The sequence below is a fragment of the Marinobacter sp. UBA2688 genome (genome assembly GCF_002352785.1).
In the GTDB taxonomy this organism is placed as follows: domain Bacteria; phylum Pseudomonadota; class Gammaproteobacteria; order Pseudomonadales; family Oleiphilaceae; genus Marinobacter; species Marinobacter salarius.
The window spans coordinates 446,308-461,604 of the sequence record NZ_DELU01000026.1 but is presented as its reverse complement, the minus strand read 5'-3'; the positions used below and the strand labels follow the sequence as shown (position 1 = coordinate 461,604).

The window sequence follows — 15,297 nt, the reverse complement described above, 5'->3', positions numbered from 1 at the left end:
GGGCATTCGGGTTGTATAGTACTTAAAGATACTGTCCAGCGGAGCGCATGATGGGAAGTCCGGTATTGGCCGTTGAAGGGTTAAGTAAAGGTTATATCAGCGGTCGCCAGCGGGTGTCCGTGCTGGCGGATCTGTCCCTGTCGGTTTGTTCGGGGGAGTCCCTGGCGGTTGTGGGACGATCAGGTTCCGGTAAGAGCACTTTGTTGAACCTGTTGTGTGGCCTGCAGACACTGGATGACGGACGCATCGCCGTCGCGGGTGAGTCCTTTGCAGCAACTGGCGCAGGCGCCGAAGTGCGCTGGGCAGAACTCCGCCGGCGCACCATTGGCGTGGTGTTCCAGGACGTTAATCTGATGCCCGCGCTCTCGCTGCTGGACAACGTTCGCCTGCGCTCCCATTTGGCCGGCCACGCTGCTGGCGGCGAGCGTGAGTGGCTGGAGCGCCTGGGTGTGGGGGCCGAAGCTGACCGTTACCCGGATCAGGTGTCGGGTGGCCAGGCCCAGCGAGCGGCGCTGGCCATGGTATTCGCCATGGCTCCGGCGTTGATTCTGGCGGACGAGCCCACCGGCAGCCTTGATCGTCACACCGCTGATGAGGTGGCGGACTGCCTGTTCACTGTGCAACAGCAAACCGGTTGTGCACTGGTCCTTGCTACCCACGACAGGGAGCTGGCGTCCCGCTGCGACCACTTGCTTGATCTCAGCACGACTGTTTGACCAATGATGCTTGCGCGCGCCTTCGTCAGCCACTACCGCCGCCACCCCATCCAGCTGTTGGCTCTGGCGTTGATGATTGTGCTGGCAACCATGCTTTGGACCGGGGTGACGGTACTGACCGACCAGGCCCGCAATAGTCTGTTGCAGAGCGAGAATGCGGTGGCGGCTCGCGCTCATGTGATTCGCTCGGATGGGCGACCGGTGGGTGTGGATGACTTTGCTGCCCTGCGTATGGCCGGCGTGTGTGTGGCGCCCTGGCTGGAGCTGCAGCGACCGCCGCCGGAAGGGCGGGTGATCGGCATCGACCCGCTGGCGATGGGGTGTTTCGGTGACACTGGCCTCGGCAGTGGTGCCGACACGTTGGATGGTGCGCCTTTCCTCGATATCAGCGAGGCCGCAGAACTTTCGAAAGAAGGGTACGGCAGCCGGCTTTACCTGCTGACGCGGGATGAGAACCGTGATTTGCCAACCGGTTATATCCTGCGTGAGTTTTCCATGGGCCCACCCACCGGTGAACTGGCGGACAGTTTCCTGCTGAATCTGGATGCCCTGAGCCTCCTGGTGCTTCTGATTACGGGCCTTCTGGTGCGCAGCGTACATCGATTGGGGATTGCTCAACGGCACGGCAGCTTTTCCCTGCTGCACCGGTTCGGAGTGCCTCGCCAACGGATAACGCAGTGGCTGACCTTGGAGCTGTTGGTGCTGACCGGTATTTGCGTTGTGCCGGGGTTATGGTTGGGGGCAAAGCTTGCCGGGATGCTGGGTAGCGGTTTCGGCCAGGCCCTCGACAGTCTGTTTGATGTGGCCGTCTATGCCGGCGCTGAAGAAGCGCTGCCCTGGAGGGCCGCCGCCATCGTGGTCTTTCTGGTGCTGGCGGTCTGTCTGGTGGACTGGGTGGTCCCGGCGCATTGGCGGGCGATGGCTGGCCAGGGCCGGGGGCGAACGATTGCCTTCCTGATGTTTCTGGTCGGGTTGGTGGGGGTTGCCCTGGCCCCGGCCCTGGCCTGGGTCTTTGTCGCGACGGCGATGGTGTTTGCGGGCGCCGGTTGGCTGACACCTGGATGGTTGGCGCTGCTTGCCCAACGGCTTTCCAGTCGCACCGGCTCACAAAGAGAAGACCCACTTGCCCGCTGGCGGCAACGGGAACTGGCGGTGATGTTCCGGCACCTGGCGTTGCCGGTGGTGGCACTGCAATTTGCCATGGCCACGGTGCTGGCGGTGCAGGCGTTGGTGACGACCTTTGAGGGCACCTTCGAAACCTGGCTGGCCCAGCGCCTGGAAGCGGAGTTCTATGTGGAGGTGCCTGCGAATGCAGACGCCGACATGGCGGCTGCGCAATTGCAGAGCCTGGACGGCATCGGGCCGTGGCATCGTGTGATCCGTGGCCAGGCACACATTGCGAGGGCGGATTCCGGGGGGCAACGCGGCCTTGGCAATGAGCGTATTGCGGTGGACCTGTTTGCCCTGATGCCAATCAGTGATCTGGTGACAAAATGGTCTCTGTTGGAAAGTGTTGAGGAGCCCTGGCAAAAGCTTGAGACCGATAGCGTAATGATCAATGAGCAGTTGGCCCGGCGCTACCGGCTTGAGGTGGGCGACACCCTCGACATCAGATTAGCGGATACCAATCGCAATGCAGAAGTGGTGGCTATCTACGCCGACTACGGGCGGCCTGCGGGGGAAATTCTGATGGCCGGTTCTGCGCTGCCGGCGGCTTTCAAGCCCCACTTCCAAAGCTTTTCGGTGACACCCGGCGGCGTGGCGATGTCCGACATCCGCGGGCGCCTGTCGGACACTTGGCAGACGTCGGAACTCACCATCAGGGACAACAACAGCATCCGGGCCCTGGCGTCGAAGGTCTTCAGTCAGACGTTCCTGCTTACCCGCGCCATCAGCCTGTTGACCTTGTTGCTGGCGGCGATGGCCCTGCTGATTATGGGATGGGTCTTTTTCATTACCCGGGTGAAATACTTTCAACTGCTGGGCGTTTGGGGACTGCCTGCATCGAAGGTCAGGCGTCAGCTCCGGCGCCTGTCGGTGGCGCTGACCCTCACGGTGACCATTGCTGCGCTACCGCTGGGCGTGTGGCTGACCTGGGTGCTGGTCAGTCGCATCAACCCGCTGGCTTTTGGGTGGTCATTGCCGATGGACCTGTACCCGTTGTTCTGGATTGAACTGGGTTTGGTGGCCGTGGCGACAGGGCTGATAATCGCCCATCTGATGCGCCGGCAGCTTGGCCACATGGACAGCATTAAACAGGTGGAGCCATGAATATCCAAACCGGCGTTGTTGCCGGCCTACTGGCGGTCGTCCTTGCGGGCTGTACGGATTTGGAGAACGACACCGGATTCGCCGGGCTTGCGCAGCAGACAGGCGAGGTGGAGCAATCGCAATTCCAGCAGCCGGAGCCAGGCGACACCCTGATCTTTCCCGAGGACTGGGGGCCCCATCCGCAACACCGTATTGAATGGTGGTACCTGACCGCTAACCTGGAAACCCAGGACGGCAGACCGCTGGGGCTGCAGTGGACACAGTTCCGTCAGGCTTTGAAACCGCGACCCGCCAATGCGGAACCACCAGAGGCCAGTGCCTGGCCCCTGGACGCGGCGTGGATGGCACACGCCGCCGTGTCATTTGAGGGTGAGCACTGGTTTGAAGAAAAGCTGGCCCGGGGTGATTTGGGGCATGCCGGGGCCAGGGCGGACCCGTTACAGGTATGGCTGGATGACTGGCGGCTGGTATCGCAACCGGATTCCGAACAGTGGCATTTGCAGGTTGAGGGCGGTAACTGGCGCTACGATCTGCGCCTGAGCAACACCGGCAAACCGGTACCCCATGGGAAAAACGGGTTCAGTGCCAAATCCGCCAGTGGCGAGGGCTCAATGTATTTCAGCCTGGTGGATCTGCACATTGAGGGTACGGTGACCCTTGGCGATGAAACCCTGGCCGTTTCCGGCAAGGGCTGGTTCGATCGCGAGTGGAGCAGTCAGTTCCTGAAGGCTGGCCAGCAGGGCTGGGACTGGTTCGCCCTGCATCTGGATGACGGCCATAAACTGATGGCGTTTCGCCTGCGGGAAGACCAAGGCGCCTTCGTGTCTGGCAGCTGGATAAACGCCAATGGGCAGGTTGAAACGTTGAACGGAAACGACATCAGCCTGAGCCCACTCGACTGGCAATCCTCGCCGCAGGGCAGGGTTCCTGTGGAGTGGCGCCTGCGGATGCCACAGCAAAACGTGGATGTACAGGTTGCCGCGCCGCCCGGCGACTACTGGAACGCCGGGCTCTACCCGTATTGGGAAAGCCCGGTGACGGTGACAGGTTCCCACGATGGTGTGGGGTATATGGAACTGACCGGTTACCGCAACTGAGCTAGCGGATCGCCGGCGGCTGCAGACCGCTGATCAGTTCCTGGATGCCCCGGTGCCACTGTTGGCGGAGTTGGTGGAAGTAGTCGTTGTGTTCGTCCACCCGGTCGACGAAGCAGGGCTTCAGTTCGTTGTTGCGGTATATGGCCACATCCAGCGGCATCCCCACCGACAGGTTGCTCTTCATGGTGGAGTCGAAGGAAATCAGGGCGCACTGGTAGGCCCGGTCCAGTGAGGAATTGTAGTTCACGACGCGGTCGAGGATGGGCTTGCCGTATTTCGACTCGCCAATCTGGAAATAAGGCGTTTCTTCAGTGGCTTCAATGAAGTTGCCTTCGGGGTAGATGTTGAACAGGCGTACCTGTTCGCCCCGGATCTGGCCGCCCAGTATCAGTGAACAGCTGAAGTCCACATGGTTCACTTTGCCCTCGGGGTTGTCGCGGTGAATAACCTCGCGGATGGTTCTGCCGACAACCTCTGCCGTCTCGAACATGGAGGCGGTGGAGAACACATTGGGGTCTTCGGAGCCGGCGCGGTTTTCCAGCAGGCTGATCACGCTCTGGCTGGTGGCCAGGTTGCCCGCCGATAGAATCACCAGTTCCCGTTCCCCCGGCTGTTCGAAGACATGCATTTTGCGGAAGGTCGAAATCTGGTCAAAGCCCGCGTTGGTGCGGGAGTCGGATGCGAAAACCAGGCCGTCGGCCAGGCGCATCGCCACACAATAGGTCATGGGGCTACCCTCGGGTCGTACTGAATGCGCTCAGTTTACCCGTTTCTGCGCAGAAAGCATGGGGCGGCGTGTGGAATTTGCACAGCTTTTTGTTACTGGCTTTCCCCGGCCATGGTGACCCAGGCACGGGTCTGCAGGTGCTCCATGCCGCCGCCGCTGCGAATGCCCCGCACGGGTGCTGCATCCCGGTAATCCAGTCCGGTTGCCAGCTTGATATGGCTTTCAGCAACATTGAGCAGGTTCACCACATCAAAGGTATGCCAGTTGTGGCCCAGCCAGGCCTCGGCCCAGGCGTGGGTGGCCAGGTGGTCATCGCTGAACGTGTGGATGTAACCGCTGACATACCGCACCGGCACCCCAATGTGGCGGCAGCAGGAGATGAATACATGGGTATGGTCCTGGCACACCCCCGCCTTCTGCTGGAAGGCCTCGGCGGCTGTGTGGGTCACCGTGGTGACGCCGGGCGTGAATTCGATGTGCTCGAGGATACGATTCATCATGCGCACCAGGCTGCGCTTGTTGGCGGAGAACTGGCTGGCGAAGGCTTTGATGGCTTTGTCGGCGTCGGTTAACGGAGTGTGGCGCAGGAACACCTCGGGCGGAAACGGTGAGTCGTCCTTGGTTAATGGTTTGCCCGTGAGATCAACCACGCCCTCCGCCGTCAGGGTGATCTCCCTGGTCGCTTTGTCCATGGTCATGACGGTAACAATATTGCCGAAGCCGTCTGTCATCTGGCTGGTTTCGCCAGGGGCACTCAGGTGCCACTCCAGTATCTTCTGCTGGGGTGTGTTACGGGGTGTCAGGCGTAGATACTGGATGCCTTTGTGCATGGGTTCGTCGTAGCTATAGGTGGTGTCATGGCGGATATTCAGCTTCATTGTTTCCACCCCATGTAGTCTTTCTGGATCTGGCCGGCGATGCGTTGGATGCGTTGCAGGAAGTCGGTCAGATACTCATTCAGGCCGCGCTCGGCAATGTACTCGCGGTCGCCGTAGCGGATGTTGGCATACAGGCTTGTGGCCAGGCGCCGGGCCCGGCGGGCCTCGCCGCTTTCGATCTGCTCCAGAAGATCCGCGATTTCCTCCAGGCAGGCGTGGAGCGAACGGGGAACATCCGGTTTGAGAATCAACAGTTCGGCCACATTCATCGGTTCGATATTGTGGCCGTAGGTGTTCTGGTAGGCCTCAAAGGCGGCCAACGAGTGCAGCAGCGCCGTCCATTCGAAGAACGACTGGGTGGGGTGCCCTTCCAGGGATTTGGTGGCCATGTGGTGGCGGATGTTCAGCACGCGGGCGGTGGCGTCTGCACGCTCGATAAACGTACCCAGGAGCAGGAAATGGAAGGCGTCATTGCGCAGCAGGGTGCCATAGGCCGCACCACGGAACACGTTTGAGCGTTCGCGGGTCCAGTCAAACACCCGGCTGGCGTTGGATTCGGTCACCCCTTTATGGCGTAGTTCATTCAGCTCCATCCAGGCCAGGTTAATGCTCTCCCAGACATCTGCGGAGAGATTGCCTCGCACGTGCAGGGCGTTATCCCGGGCGCTGCGGATCACACTGAACACACTGGCAGGGTGGCGGTCGTCCAGAAGAAGGAAATCAATCAGGTTCTGGGGGGTGATTTCCGGGTAGAGCTCGTGAAAGGTTTCGCGGCTACCGGTCACCAGCAATGGCACGGATAGCTGTTCCTCGCGGTCTTCGGGAACGTCGATCAACGCCATGGTGAGGCTGACGTCCAGCAGACGGGCCTGGGTTTCCGCCCGCTCAAGATAGCGGGCCATCCAGAACAGACTTGATGCAGCTCGGCTCAGCATTCCTCGCCCTCCAGTACCCAGGTGTCCTTGGTGCCACCGCCCTGGGACGAATTCACCACCAGCGACCCTTCTTTCAGGGCCACCCTGGTCAATCCACCAGGTACCATCTGCACTTTCTTACCCGAAAGCACAAAAGGCCGCAGGTCGAGGTGTCGGGGCGCTACGCCTTCGTTTACAAACGTCGGGCAGGTAGACAGGCTCAGCGTGGGCTGGGCAATGTAGTTGTCTGGCCTGGCCCGCAACAGTGAGCGGAAATGGCTCAGCTCTTTTTTGCTGGCCTTGGGGCCGATCAGCATGCCGTAGCCACCAGCGCCCTGGGTTTCCTTGACCACCAGGTCTGGCAGGTTGTCGAGGATGTACTTGAGATCTTTTGGCTTGCGGCCCTGCCAGGTGGGGACATTTTTCAGGATCGGTTCTTCACCCAGGTAGAAACGGATCATCTCGGGTACGAAGGGGTAAATGGCCTTGTCGTCGGCGACGCCGGTGCCCATGGCGTTGGCAAGCACCACATTGCCGGTGCGGTAGGCTGCATAGAGCCCGGGGACACCCAGCATGGAATCCGGGTTGCCAGCCAGCGGATCGAGGAAGTCGTCGTCGACCCGCCGGTAAATCACGTCCACCTGCTGGGGGCCGACGGTGGTCTTCATGTAGACCTTATTGCGACGTACAAACAGGTCCGCCCCTTCCACCAGTTCGATACCCATCTGCCGGGCCAGGAAGGCGTGTTCAAAATAGGCACTGTTGAAACGGCCGGGGGTTAGCACGACTACGGTGGGGTTGGGATTTAGCGACGCTGCGCGCAGTGTTTCGCCCAACAGGGCCGGGTAATGTTCAACCGGTGCTACCGGGGCCTTGGCAAACAGTTCTGGAAACAGACGCATCATCATGCGCCGGTTTTCCAGCATGTAGGAGACACCGCTGGGGCAGCGGAGATTGTCTTCCAGCACGTAGAAATCGCCGTCGTTGTGGCGGATCAAATCGATGCCGGCTATGTGGGAATACAGATTACGTGGCAGCTTGAGGTTTTGCATGCCGGGCTGGTACTGGGGGTTGGCGAATACCTGTTCAGCACTGATGACACCGGCGCGAATAATCTCGAACTCGTGATAGATATCGAACAGGAAGCGGTTCAACGCCTGCACCCGCTGGCGCAAACCAGCCTGCAGACGTTGCCAGTCGCTGGCGGAGATTACTCGTGGGATCAGATCAAACGGGATAAGCCGTTCGGCCCCCTGGTCTTCGCCATAGACATTAAAGGTGATGCCCAGGCGTTGGAACAGCACGTCTGCCTCGCGGCGCTTCTCGGCTAACAGGGCTTCGTCGGATCGGATCAGCCAGTCCTCCAGCATCCTGCAGCTGGGTCGTACCCGATTATTCTGGTCGAACAGTTCGTCGTAGATACCCTCAGGCGGGGTTTGTATCAACATAACCATGACCCTCTCCTGAACACGCCGTCCACCGGATGTGGGCGGTCGGTATTCAGCCATTCCCATGATGTAAAGGAACAGCAAAAGGCAGGCCACTCTGGCGGCAAACCGTGGGTTTATCACCGGAACGGGTTATTTAAGCAAAGGCCAGACGGAGGGAAGTGTCAATAAAAAGCATTGCCAGCCGCCGGGAAAGGCGGCTGGCGGGCAAGGGTTATTCCAGGGACGTAGCGCCAATGCGGTGAATACTGACATCCGCACCGTTGAATTCCTCTTCTTCTGTGAGACGCAGGCCGGAGATGGCGTTAACAATGCCGTAGACGATCAGGCCGCCGACAAAGGCCACCACAACACCGGCAACCGAACCGATGATCTGCGACATCAGGCTGACCCCGCCCAGGCCCCCGAACGCTTCCTGGCCAAAGATGCCGGCGGCAATGGCACCCCATACACCGCACACACCGTGCAGGGGCCATACACCCAATACATCGTCCAGGCGCTCAATCTTGTCCTGGGCCCACTCAAACATGTACACGAAGATGGCGCCGGCGATGCCACCGGTAATCAGCGCACCGACCGGGTGCATCAGGTCCGAACCGGCGCACACCGCCACCAGGCCGGCGAGCGGTCCGTTGTGGATGAAGCCCGGGTCCTTGCGGCCGACCAGCATGGCCACCAGAACGCCACCCACCATGGCCATGAGACTGTTCACCGCCACCAGGCCGCTGATGCCATCCAGGGTCTGGGCGGACATCACGTTAAAGCCGAACCAGCCGACGGTGAGAATCCAGGCGCCCAGCGCCAGGAATGGAATGTTGGAGGGGGCAAACGCCACCACGCGGCCATTACGGTAACGGCCTTTACGTGCGCCCAGCAGGAGCACGGCGGCCAGGGCGATCCAGCCGCCCACGGCGTGCACCACGACCGAGCCGGCAAAGTCGTGGAAGGCTGCACCAAACTGGTTCTCCAGCCAGGCCTGGAAGCCGTAGTTGCCGTTCCAGATCATGCCCTCGAAGAAGGGATATACAAATGCCACGATCAGCCCGGAGGCGATAAGCATGGGGTAGAACTTCGCACGCTCGGCGATACCGCCGGAGACGATGGCGGGAATGGCGGCGGCAAAGGTCATCAGGAAGAAGAACTTGACCAGGTCATAGCCATTTGCGGCCGTCAGCTCTGAAGCGCCGGCCATAAAGTGGCTGCCGTAGGCGATGTAGTAGCCAATGAAAAAATAGGCCACGGCGGAGATGCCGAAGTCGGTCATGATTTTTACCAGGGCATTCACCTGGTTCTTGTGACGCACGGTGCCGACTTCCAGGAAGGCGAAGCCAGCATGCATGGCCAGTACCATGATGGCACCGATCAGAATGAACAGTGTGTTGGCGCTTTCGGTCAGGGTATGTACTGCACTCGTGATGTCCACGGGTTGGTTGCTCCTGATTTTTTGGTTTTATCCACCTGTCACGGGCGGGTTGTGCATTGATAGCGTGCACACCAAGCAAGGAGTGTTCCATTTTGAGGCAAATTCAGAGCGGGTAGTCGATTAGGTGATTTTCCGCTCTGAAATTGGGCGGGGTTGAGTTGAAGACGGGGTGTTTGCGCTCTTTAATGGTGCATTAATGGGCCGAGTGCACCAATATGGCCGTCTACCACAGTAATTCGTCCTGGTCGGAGTCGTCGGAACTGCGGGAATCCGGTGCAGCAGACACATCGGCTTCGGGGTTCATGAGTTCCCTTAACCGCATCTCCTGTTCCTCGATCGGTCCGGACAGATCGATAATGATTTCCACCCGGCGATTTTTGGCGCGGTTCTCCGAAGAGGTGTTTGGTACTCGTGGCTCGGTATAAGCGAGACCGGTGACCGCCAGCCGGGCAGGCTTCAGATTACCCTCGGCGAGGAGCGCATTGGCAACCGCTGCCGCCCGGGCGGCGGATAGATCCCAGTTGCTGTAGAACCGCTGCGTACGGATGGGAACATCGTCGGTATGGCCTTCGATGGTCAGCTTGCCGGGGATCTGCACCAGTATGTCGGCCATTTCCAGCAACAGACCTTCAAACTCCCAGGTCAGGTCCGCCGAACCGGAGGGAAACGCCCCCTTCTCCTCAACGCGAACAATGATTCTATGATTGTCCTGGATGAGGTTGACCCGGCCGTCTTCGATGGCTGTCTCAAGAACCGAGCGAACCTGTTCCAGGGTCTTCTCGAGCTCTTCCTGGATGGCGGATTCCACAGCCACATCCGTAGGGCTTTTCAGGGTTTCCAGTTCGGGCTGCTCGTCGGTGGTTGTCTGTTTGACTTCGTTGACGACGGTGGGCTCGGGCGGTGCCGGAGAAAACTGATCGAAAATCGGGCTGGTGCCCATGGGTACCTCAAGGACGGGCACCTCGCGCTGCACACCAAACGCTTTCGACAGTTCACCAGCGATCTGTTTGAACTTCTGTGCGTCGATCTCGGAGAACGACAACAGCAGGACGAAAAAGCACATCAGCAGCGACATCAGGTCCGCGAATGTCACTACCCAGGCGGGAATGCCCGCTTTTTCCTCTTCTGGTAATTCGTCCATGGCTAAACGCCTGCGGTCTCGGCTTCTGAGTTTTTCTCACGTTCTTTCGGGGTCAGGTAACTCGACAGCATCTGTTCGATAATCCGCGGATTGGTGCCTTCCTTGATAGCAACCAGCGCATCAATATAGAGCGATTGCAGACGCGCTTCCTCAGTCATTCGCAGCGAGAGTTTGTCCGCGATGGGGGTGGCGATCATGGTGGCAATCATTGCGCCGTAGAGTGTGGTTAGCAGGGCAACCGCCATGGCAGGACCGATGGATTTCGGGTCTTCCATGTTGGACAGCATCTGCACCAGCCCGATCAGGGTTCCGATCATCCCCATGGCAGGGGCCACATCGGCCATTGCCGTAAAGACTTTTGCGCCAGACCGGTTGTGATCCAGCGTCAGTAGGCGCTCCTTGGACAGCAGGTGTTTGATGGTTTCAGCATCCTGGCCATCGACCAGCATCTGTATTCCCTGGCCGAGAAACGGCGAGCCAACTTCGCGCTCTTCCAGGCCGAGCATGCCTTGCTTGCGGGCAACATTGGCTACTTCAATCAGTTCATCAATGCTTTCACGGGTGTCCGGCAAGCGGAATTTGAACGCTCGAGCGGCCACTTTGAAGGCGCTGAAAAACTGGTTGAAGCTGAATTTCGCCAGCACAACCAGCATGGTGCCACCGACCACGATCAGTATGGAGGGGGGATTGATAAAAACATCCGGCGACACGCCAAGAATGACGGCTGAGGCTATAAGCAGGATGGCCCCAACAAGGCCGATCAGGGTGGCAAAATCCACATTAGCTCCAAAGGGTTTTGTGATTCAGAGGGCTTTCGAAGATTAACGGTAGTCCACTATTGAATCAATCGCTATCCGTAAGCGTTTGTGTTTCTATTTTAAGATCTTTCCACGCTGCGTAACGAAGCAGGTCGGATTCCACCAGGGCCAGGCATGCGGCCACCACACCGGCGTCGTCCAGCAGGCCGAATCCCAGCAGCAGGTCCGGAATCAAATCCAGGGGATTGAGTACGTAAACAAGGGCACCGGCGATCGCCGCAATGCTTTTCCAGGGTACTTCGCGATAGTTGCCCTGCCAGTAGTCCCTGAGCATGGAAAACATCAGCCGGATGTCAGTGCTGAACCGGCTCAGTTTGCCACTGTTCCTGACTTTGTCCTCGATGGCCTGCTGGCGGTCGAGCAGGGCGCCCACATCTCTGCGGTGAACCTTGTCCGCCTCTTGATTCAACTGTTCGTTTGCCGTGCGCTTGCTAAAACCTGTCATCGGGCTATTCCTGTGTGGGATGGCCTTGCAGCTCCATGATCCATGAAGCCTGTGACAAAGCCAAGGATGTTTGCGAGGCGATTTCCGATCATGGTTATACTGGTGGTATGACCGATTTCGTGAAACAGAATCCCTCGTCCTTTCCCGATGCGCTGTTGTGCGAAGCGCGAGGTCTTGAGGTTTTGGCAGGCACTCTCAGGGCGGCCGGTGTCAGCGGATTGCGTGTGCCGGAGGTGAAAGCTGTCTCAGCCCACGAACTGGTGATTCCGAAGATCCACTCCGGCCCGGCGAGCGAGGAAGCCATGGCCGCGCTTGGCGAAGGCCTGGCGCAAATGCATGCGGTACGTCAGCCCGAGTACGGATTCGACGCCGACAACATGATTGGGATGTCACCCCAGAAGAACCGCCTAACGGACGATTGGGGTGCGTTTTTCCTGAGAGATCGACTGGGTGTGCAGGTAGGCATGGTCGGCAATGACCATGTCCGGAAAGAGTTTGAAACGGTGCTTGAGCGTCAGGGCGAGGAGCTCGCCCGGTTTCTAAATGAGCATTGCGAACACCCAAGCCTGCTCCACGGCGACCTATGGTCCGGGAATGTCCTGTTCGACAGCGCCGGGCCATGGCTCATTGATCCGGCGGTTTATTACGGTGACCGGGAGGCGGACATTGCCATGACAGAGCTGTTTGGTGGCTTCTCCTCGGCTTTTTATCGTGCCTATGACCGGGGCTACCCCAGAACGGATGTCTATAACACCAAGCGGGCCATCTACAACCTGTACCACACCCTCAATCACTACAACCTTTTTGGGGCATCCTATCTGAGCGCCTGTCGCCACAACCTGGATGTGGTGGCCTCGCTGTAAGCGTGGCAGCTACCACCAGGCCTTGTCCCACATTTCCGGATTGGCCCAGTTGTCGGGATTGTTCCAGGCGCGTTTGTGGTTGTAGCTGTCGATGTTGTAGGTGTAGAGCGTGAGAGGGCTGTCTTCGTCACCAAGCTCAGCCTGCCGGCGGAATCCCAGCCCGATGAAATCCGTAAACGACCAACCGGGGCAGTCTTTCACCACAACGGCAATCTGGTGGGTGCCGTAGTTGCGCAATTGGCCCAGCAGTACTTGGCCCTCGTCGTGGTTCAGGTGTTCGAGCGTGTTGGTCACCAGGGCCAGGTCCTGGGTCTCGGGCAGAGGGAAGGCATCGTTGGGGGCGCTGGTATCCAGGGTGGTCATGGCCGACTCGCTGTGGTGCCGGCACCAGTGATCCCCAACCTCACCAGCGATCTCGCCGCAAACCACCAGTGTGGCCGGTTGGCAGGTATCGATAATGCGGGCCAGGGCCTGCTGCACAGTGGTCATGTTTGGTGTGTCCGTCTGGAATGGAACAACCAGTATCACACCCGCCTGTCGGCGGCATCAACCAGATGCACGCCGACAGCGTTCAGCAAGCAACAGCCTTAGAGCTCCTGAGCCGTTGGCCGCAGGATAATTTCGTTGATATCCACGTCCGCAGGCTGTTCGATGGCATAGACGATGGCCCGCGCCACCGCATCGGAATCAATCGCCACCTTGTAGAGTTCATCCGCTGCCTGTTTGGCGTTCGGGTCAGTGATGGTGCTGGTCAGCTCGGTGTCGATGGCGCCCGGTGAGATATTGGTGCTGCGGATCTCGTCGCCGGCTTCCATGCGCAAGCCTTCAGACAGCGCCTTCACCGCGTATTTCGTGGCACAGTACACAGCGGCGCCGGGGAACAGTTTGTGTCCGGCAACGGACGACAGGTTGATCACATGCCCGCTGTGTTGTTCCCGCATGGTCGGCAGCACAGCCGCGATGCCATACATCACGCCTTTAATGTTGACGTCCACCATCTGGTCCCACTCATCGACCTTCAGGGCGTCCAGCGGTGCCAGTGGCATCAGGCCGGCGTTATTGATCAGTACGTCGATCCGGCCGAAGGTTTCTTTCGCGGAAGCGGCCAGGGACTCGACCTGGTTTCGATCAGTCACGTCGGTCACCTGCCAGGTGACTTCAGCACCCTCGGCTTTCAGGTCTTCTGCCAGTTTGGACAGGCGGTCTTCGCGACGGGCCGCAAGCACCAGCCGGGCTCCTCGCGCTGCCAGGCGGCGGGCAGTTGCCTCACCCAGGCCACTGCTGGCGCCGGTGATAATCACGACTTTGCTATTGATTGGGTCGTTGGTATTGCTCATGGTTTGACTCCTTACTCGTGTGAAAGTGATGTTCAGACGCTGGGTTCAAGTTCCTTCAGCGTCGGGTAATCGGTATAGCCGCGCTCATCGCCGCCGTAGAAGGTGCTGTCATCCCATTTGTTCAGTTCCGCATGCTGGCGGAAACGCTCGGGCAAATCGGGGTTGGCGATAAATGGACGGCCAAAGGTCACCAGATCACAGCGGTCATTGCCGATCCGTTTGCGAGCTTCCTCAGCGGTGTAGGCGCCGTTGGCGATGTAAGTGCCGTGGAATCCAGCCTGGATGGCATCGATCACCGATTCCGGGCGGCCGTTCGCATGGTTGCCCTGGAACGAGTCTTCCACGACCTCGATGTAGCTGATGCCCAGGTCGTTCAGCCGCTTCGCGAATTCACCAAAGGTTTCGACCGGGTCCTCGTCGTACATGGCGTTGAAGCTGCCGGTCGGGCTGACCCGAACGCCGACATTGTCCTTGCCCCAGACGTCGATCACGGCCTCGATCACCATCAGTGGCAGGCGCATCCGGTTTTCAACGGAGCCGCCAAACTCATCACTGCGGTGGTTGCTGCCGCTCTTGAGAAACTGGTCCAGCAGGTATCCGTTGGCGGCGTGTACTTCAACGCCATCAAACCCGGCCGCTTTGGCGTTCAGCGCGCCCTGGCGATACTGCTCCACGATGTCCGCCATTTCGCCGGCTTCAAGAGCCCTGGGCTCGGGCACGTCCACCATGCCGGAGTCGGCGCTGATGAAGGTCTTGGCGCCCTCGGGTTTGATCGCCGATGGTGCTACAGGCTTGTTGCCATCCGGCTGCAGCGCCGTATGGGAAATTCGGCCAACGTGCCAGAGCTGCATGTGAATGCGTCCGCCCGCCATGTGCACCGCACTGGTGACCTTGCGCCAGCCTTCGATTTGCTCCTCCGAGTGGATGCCTGGCGTGAATGCATAGCCCTTACCCTGAGGTGACACCTGGGTTGCTTCGCTGATGATCAGTCCTGCACCGGCACGCTGCTGATAGTACTGCGCGTTCATGTCGTTCGGTACGTCTCCAGGTTGGCTGGAGCGCGAACGGGTCAGGGGAGACATCAGAACGCGGTTGGGCAGCGTCAGGGTGCCGAGATCGTGCGGTTGAAACAGTGCGTCGTTTACGTTGTTCATTGATCACTCTCCTTGAGGATTAACTGAGTGTAATTAGACCAGTCTACTAGTAATGACTGAAAAAA

15 protein-coding genes are annotated in these 15,297 nt (G+C 59.4%); 4 read left to right on the top strand and 11 right to left on the bottom strand.

Annotation, left to right across the window (positions count from 1 at the left end; translation table 11 throughout):
• The first annotated feature begins 50 nt into the window (after positions 1 to 50).
• Genes B3M52_RS17550 through B3M52_RS17540 form a run of 3 tightly spaced genes read left to right on the top strand, consistent with a single transcriptional unit; the run spans position 51 to position 4,084 of the window.
• On the top strand, positions 51 to 716 hold the full coding sequence (locus tag B3M52_RS17550; RefSeq protein WP_185906498.1) for an ABC transporter ATP-binding protein: 666 nt from the start codon (positions 51 to 53) through the stop codon (positions 714 to 716).
• A gap of 3 nt (positions 717 to 719) precedes the next feature.
• Complete coding sequence (locus B3M52_RS17545; protein ID WP_227662325.1) at positions 720 to 2,987, top strand: ABC transporter permease; 2,268 nt, start codon at positions 720 to 722, stop codon at positions 2,985 to 2,987.
• Positions 2,984 to 4,084: a lipocalin-like domain-containing protein gene (locus B3M52_RS17540; protein WP_075195509.1), complete on the top strand. Its 1,101-nt coding sequence runs from the start codon at positions 2,984 to 2,986 to the stop codon at positions 4,082 to 4,084. Before B3M52_RS17545 ends, B3M52_RS17540 begins: the two co-directional genes overlap by 4 nt.
• Before the next feature lies 1 nt (position 4,085).
• Here B3M52_RS17540 and B3M52_RS17535 read toward each other — a convergent pair whose 3' ends face one another.
• From B3M52_RS17535 to B3M52_RS17500, 8 genes are all read right to left on the bottom strand, one after another.
• Positions 4,086 to 4,811 (bottom strand): proteasome-type protease, encoded by a 726-nt coding sequence (locus tag B3M52_RS17535; RefSeq protein WP_127402342.1) that lies wholly within the window; start codon positions 4,809 to 4,811, stop codon positions 4,086 to 4,088.
• Positions 4,812 to 4,903: 92 nt separating this feature from the next.
• The gene (locus tag B3M52_RS17530; protein ID WP_036202229.1) at positions 4,904 to 5,689 is read right to left on the bottom strand and encodes a transglutaminase family protein; all 786 of its coding nucleotides are present in this window, start codon (positions 5,687 to 5,689) and stop codon (positions 4,904 to 4,906) included.
• Positions 5,686 to 6,624 carry an alpha-E domain-containing protein gene (locus B3M52_RS17525; RefSeq protein WP_085681865.1) on the bottom strand — a complete coding sequence of 313 codons (939 nt, stop codon included), beginning with the start codon at positions 6,622 to 6,624 and terminating at the stop codon, positions 5,686 to 5,688. Before B3M52_RS17525 ends, B3M52_RS17530 begins: the two co-directional genes overlap by 4 nt.
• Positions 6,618 to 8,051 (bottom strand): circularly permuted type 2 ATP-grasp protein, encoded by a 1,434-nt coding sequence (locus tag B3M52_RS17520; RefSeq protein WP_091641618.1) that lies wholly within the window; start codon positions 8,049 to 8,051, stop codon positions 6,618 to 6,620. Before B3M52_RS17520 ends, B3M52_RS17525 begins: the two co-directional genes overlap by 7 nt.
• Positions 8,052 to 8,265: 214 nt before the next feature.
• Positions 8,266 to 9,474 carry an ammonium transporter gene (locus B3M52_RS17515; protein WP_091641569.1) on the bottom strand — a complete coding sequence of 403 codons (1,209 nt, stop codon included), beginning with the start codon at positions 9,472 to 9,474 and terminating at the stop codon, positions 8,266 to 8,268.
• Between the two features lie 223 nt (positions 9,475 to 9,697).
• The gene (locus B3M52_RS17510; protein WP_041333542.1) at positions 9,698 to 10,615 is read right to left on the bottom strand and encodes a MotB family protein; all 918 of its coding nucleotides are present in this window, start codon (positions 10,613 to 10,615) and stop codon (positions 9,698 to 9,700) included.
• A 2-nt stretch (positions 10,616 to 10,617) separates the two neighbouring features.
• Positions 10,618 to 11,394: a flagellar motor protein PomA gene (pomA, locus tag B3M52_RS17505; RefSeq protein WP_075195506.1), complete on the bottom strand. Its 777-nt coding sequence runs from the start codon at positions 11,392 to 11,394 to the stop codon at positions 10,618 to 10,620.
• Positions 11,395 to 11,458: 64 nt separating this feature from the next.
• The gene (locus tag B3M52_RS17500) at positions 11,459 to 11,878 is read right to left on the bottom strand and encodes a YkvA family protein (RefSeq protein WP_075195505.1); all 420 of its coding nucleotides are present in this window, start codon (positions 11,876 to 11,878) and stop codon (positions 11,459 to 11,461) included.
• Positions 11,879 to 11,913: 35 nt separating this feature from the next.
• On the opposite strand from B3M52_RS17500, the gene B3M52_RS17495 reads away from it, so the two are divergent.
• Complete coding sequence (locus B3M52_RS17495; RefSeq protein ID WP_193216601.1) at positions 11,914 to 12,741, top strand: fructosamine kinase family protein; 828 nt, start codon at positions 11,914 to 11,916, stop codon at positions 12,739 to 12,741.
• Between the two features lie 9 nt (positions 12,742 to 12,750).
• Here B3M52_RS17495 and B3M52_RS17490 read toward each other — a convergent pair whose 3' ends face one another.
• The 3 genes from B3M52_RS17490 to B3M52_RS17480 all read right to left on the bottom strand — a co-directional run bounded on the left by B3M52_RS17490 (position 12,751) and on the right by B3M52_RS17480 (position 15,232).
• Positions 12,751 to 13,230, bottom strand: coding sequence for a DUF6231 family protein (locus tag B3M52_RS17490; RefSeq protein WP_041333546.1), 480 nt, complete (start codon positions 13,228 to 13,230; stop codon positions 12,751 to 12,753).
• 98 nt (positions 13,231 to 13,328) lie between these two features.
• On the bottom strand, positions 13,329 to 14,078 hold the full coding sequence (locus tag B3M52_RS17485; RefSeq protein WP_151982950.1) for an SDR family oxidoreductase: 750 nt from the start codon (positions 14,076 to 14,078) through the stop codon (positions 13,329 to 13,331).
• Positions 14,079 to 14,110: 32 nt separating this feature from the next.
• Positions 14,111 to 15,232: an alkene reductase gene (locus B3M52_RS17480; RefSeq protein ID WP_091641572.1), complete on the bottom strand. Its 1,122-nt coding sequence runs from the start codon at positions 15,230 to 15,232 to the stop codon at positions 14,111 to 14,113.
• Between the last annotated feature and the right edge of the window lie 65 nt (positions 15,233 to 15,297).

Excerpts from the sequence above, each read along its gene's own strand:
- B3M52_RS17550 (WP_185906498.1), top strand. The coding sequence starts at position 51 with ATGGGAAGTCCGGTATTGGCCGTTGAAGGGTTAAGTAAAGGTTATATC.
- B3M52_RS17545 (WP_227662325.1), top strand. The coding sequence starts at position 720 with ATGATGCTTGCGCGCGCCTTCGTCAGCCACTACCGCCGCCACCCCATC.
- B3M52_RS17540 (WP_075195509.1), top strand. The coding sequence starts at position 2,984 with ATGAATATCCAAACCGGCGTTGTTGCCGGCCTACTGGCGGTCGTCCTT.
- B3M52_RS17535 (WP_127402342.1), bottom strand. The coding sequence starts at position 4,811 with ATGACCTATTGTGTGGCGATGCGCCTGGCCGACGGCCTGGTTTTCGCA.
- B3M52_RS17530 (WP_036202229.1), bottom strand. The coding sequence starts at position 5,689 with ATGAAGCTGAATATCCGCCATGACACCACCTATAGCTACGACGAACCC.
- B3M52_RS17525 (WP_085681865.1), bottom strand. The coding sequence starts at position 6,624 with ATGCTGAGCCGAGCTGCATCAAGTCTGTTCTGGATGGCCCGCTATCTT.
- B3M52_RS17520 (WP_091641618.1), bottom strand. The coding sequence starts at position 8,051 with ATGTTGATACAAACCCCGCCTGAGGGTATCTACGACGAACTGTTCGAC.
- B3M52_RS17510 (WP_041333542.1), bottom strand. The coding sequence starts at position 10,615 with ATGGACGAATTACCAGAAGAGGAAAAAGCGGGCATTCCCGCCTGGGTA.
- B3M52_RS17500 (WP_075195505.1), bottom strand. The coding sequence starts at position 11,878 with ATGACAGGTTTTAGCAAGCGCACGGCAAACGAACAGTTGAATCAAGAG.
- B3M52_RS17495 (WP_193216601.1), top strand. The coding sequence starts at position 11,914 with ATGATCCATGAAGCCTGTGACAAAGCCAAGGATGTTTGCGAGGCGATT.
- B3M52_RS17490 (WP_041333546.1), bottom strand. The coding sequence starts at position 13,230 with ATGACCACTGTGCAGCAGGCCCTGGCCCGCATTATCGATACCTGCCAA.
- B3M52_RS17485 (WP_151982950.1), bottom strand. The coding sequence starts at position 14,078 with ATGAGCAATACCAACGACCCAATCAATAGCAAAGTCGTGATTATCACC.
- B3M52_RS17480 (WP_091641572.1), bottom strand. The coding sequence starts at position 15,232 with ATGAACAACGTAAACGACGCACTGTTTCAACCGCACGATCTCGGCACC.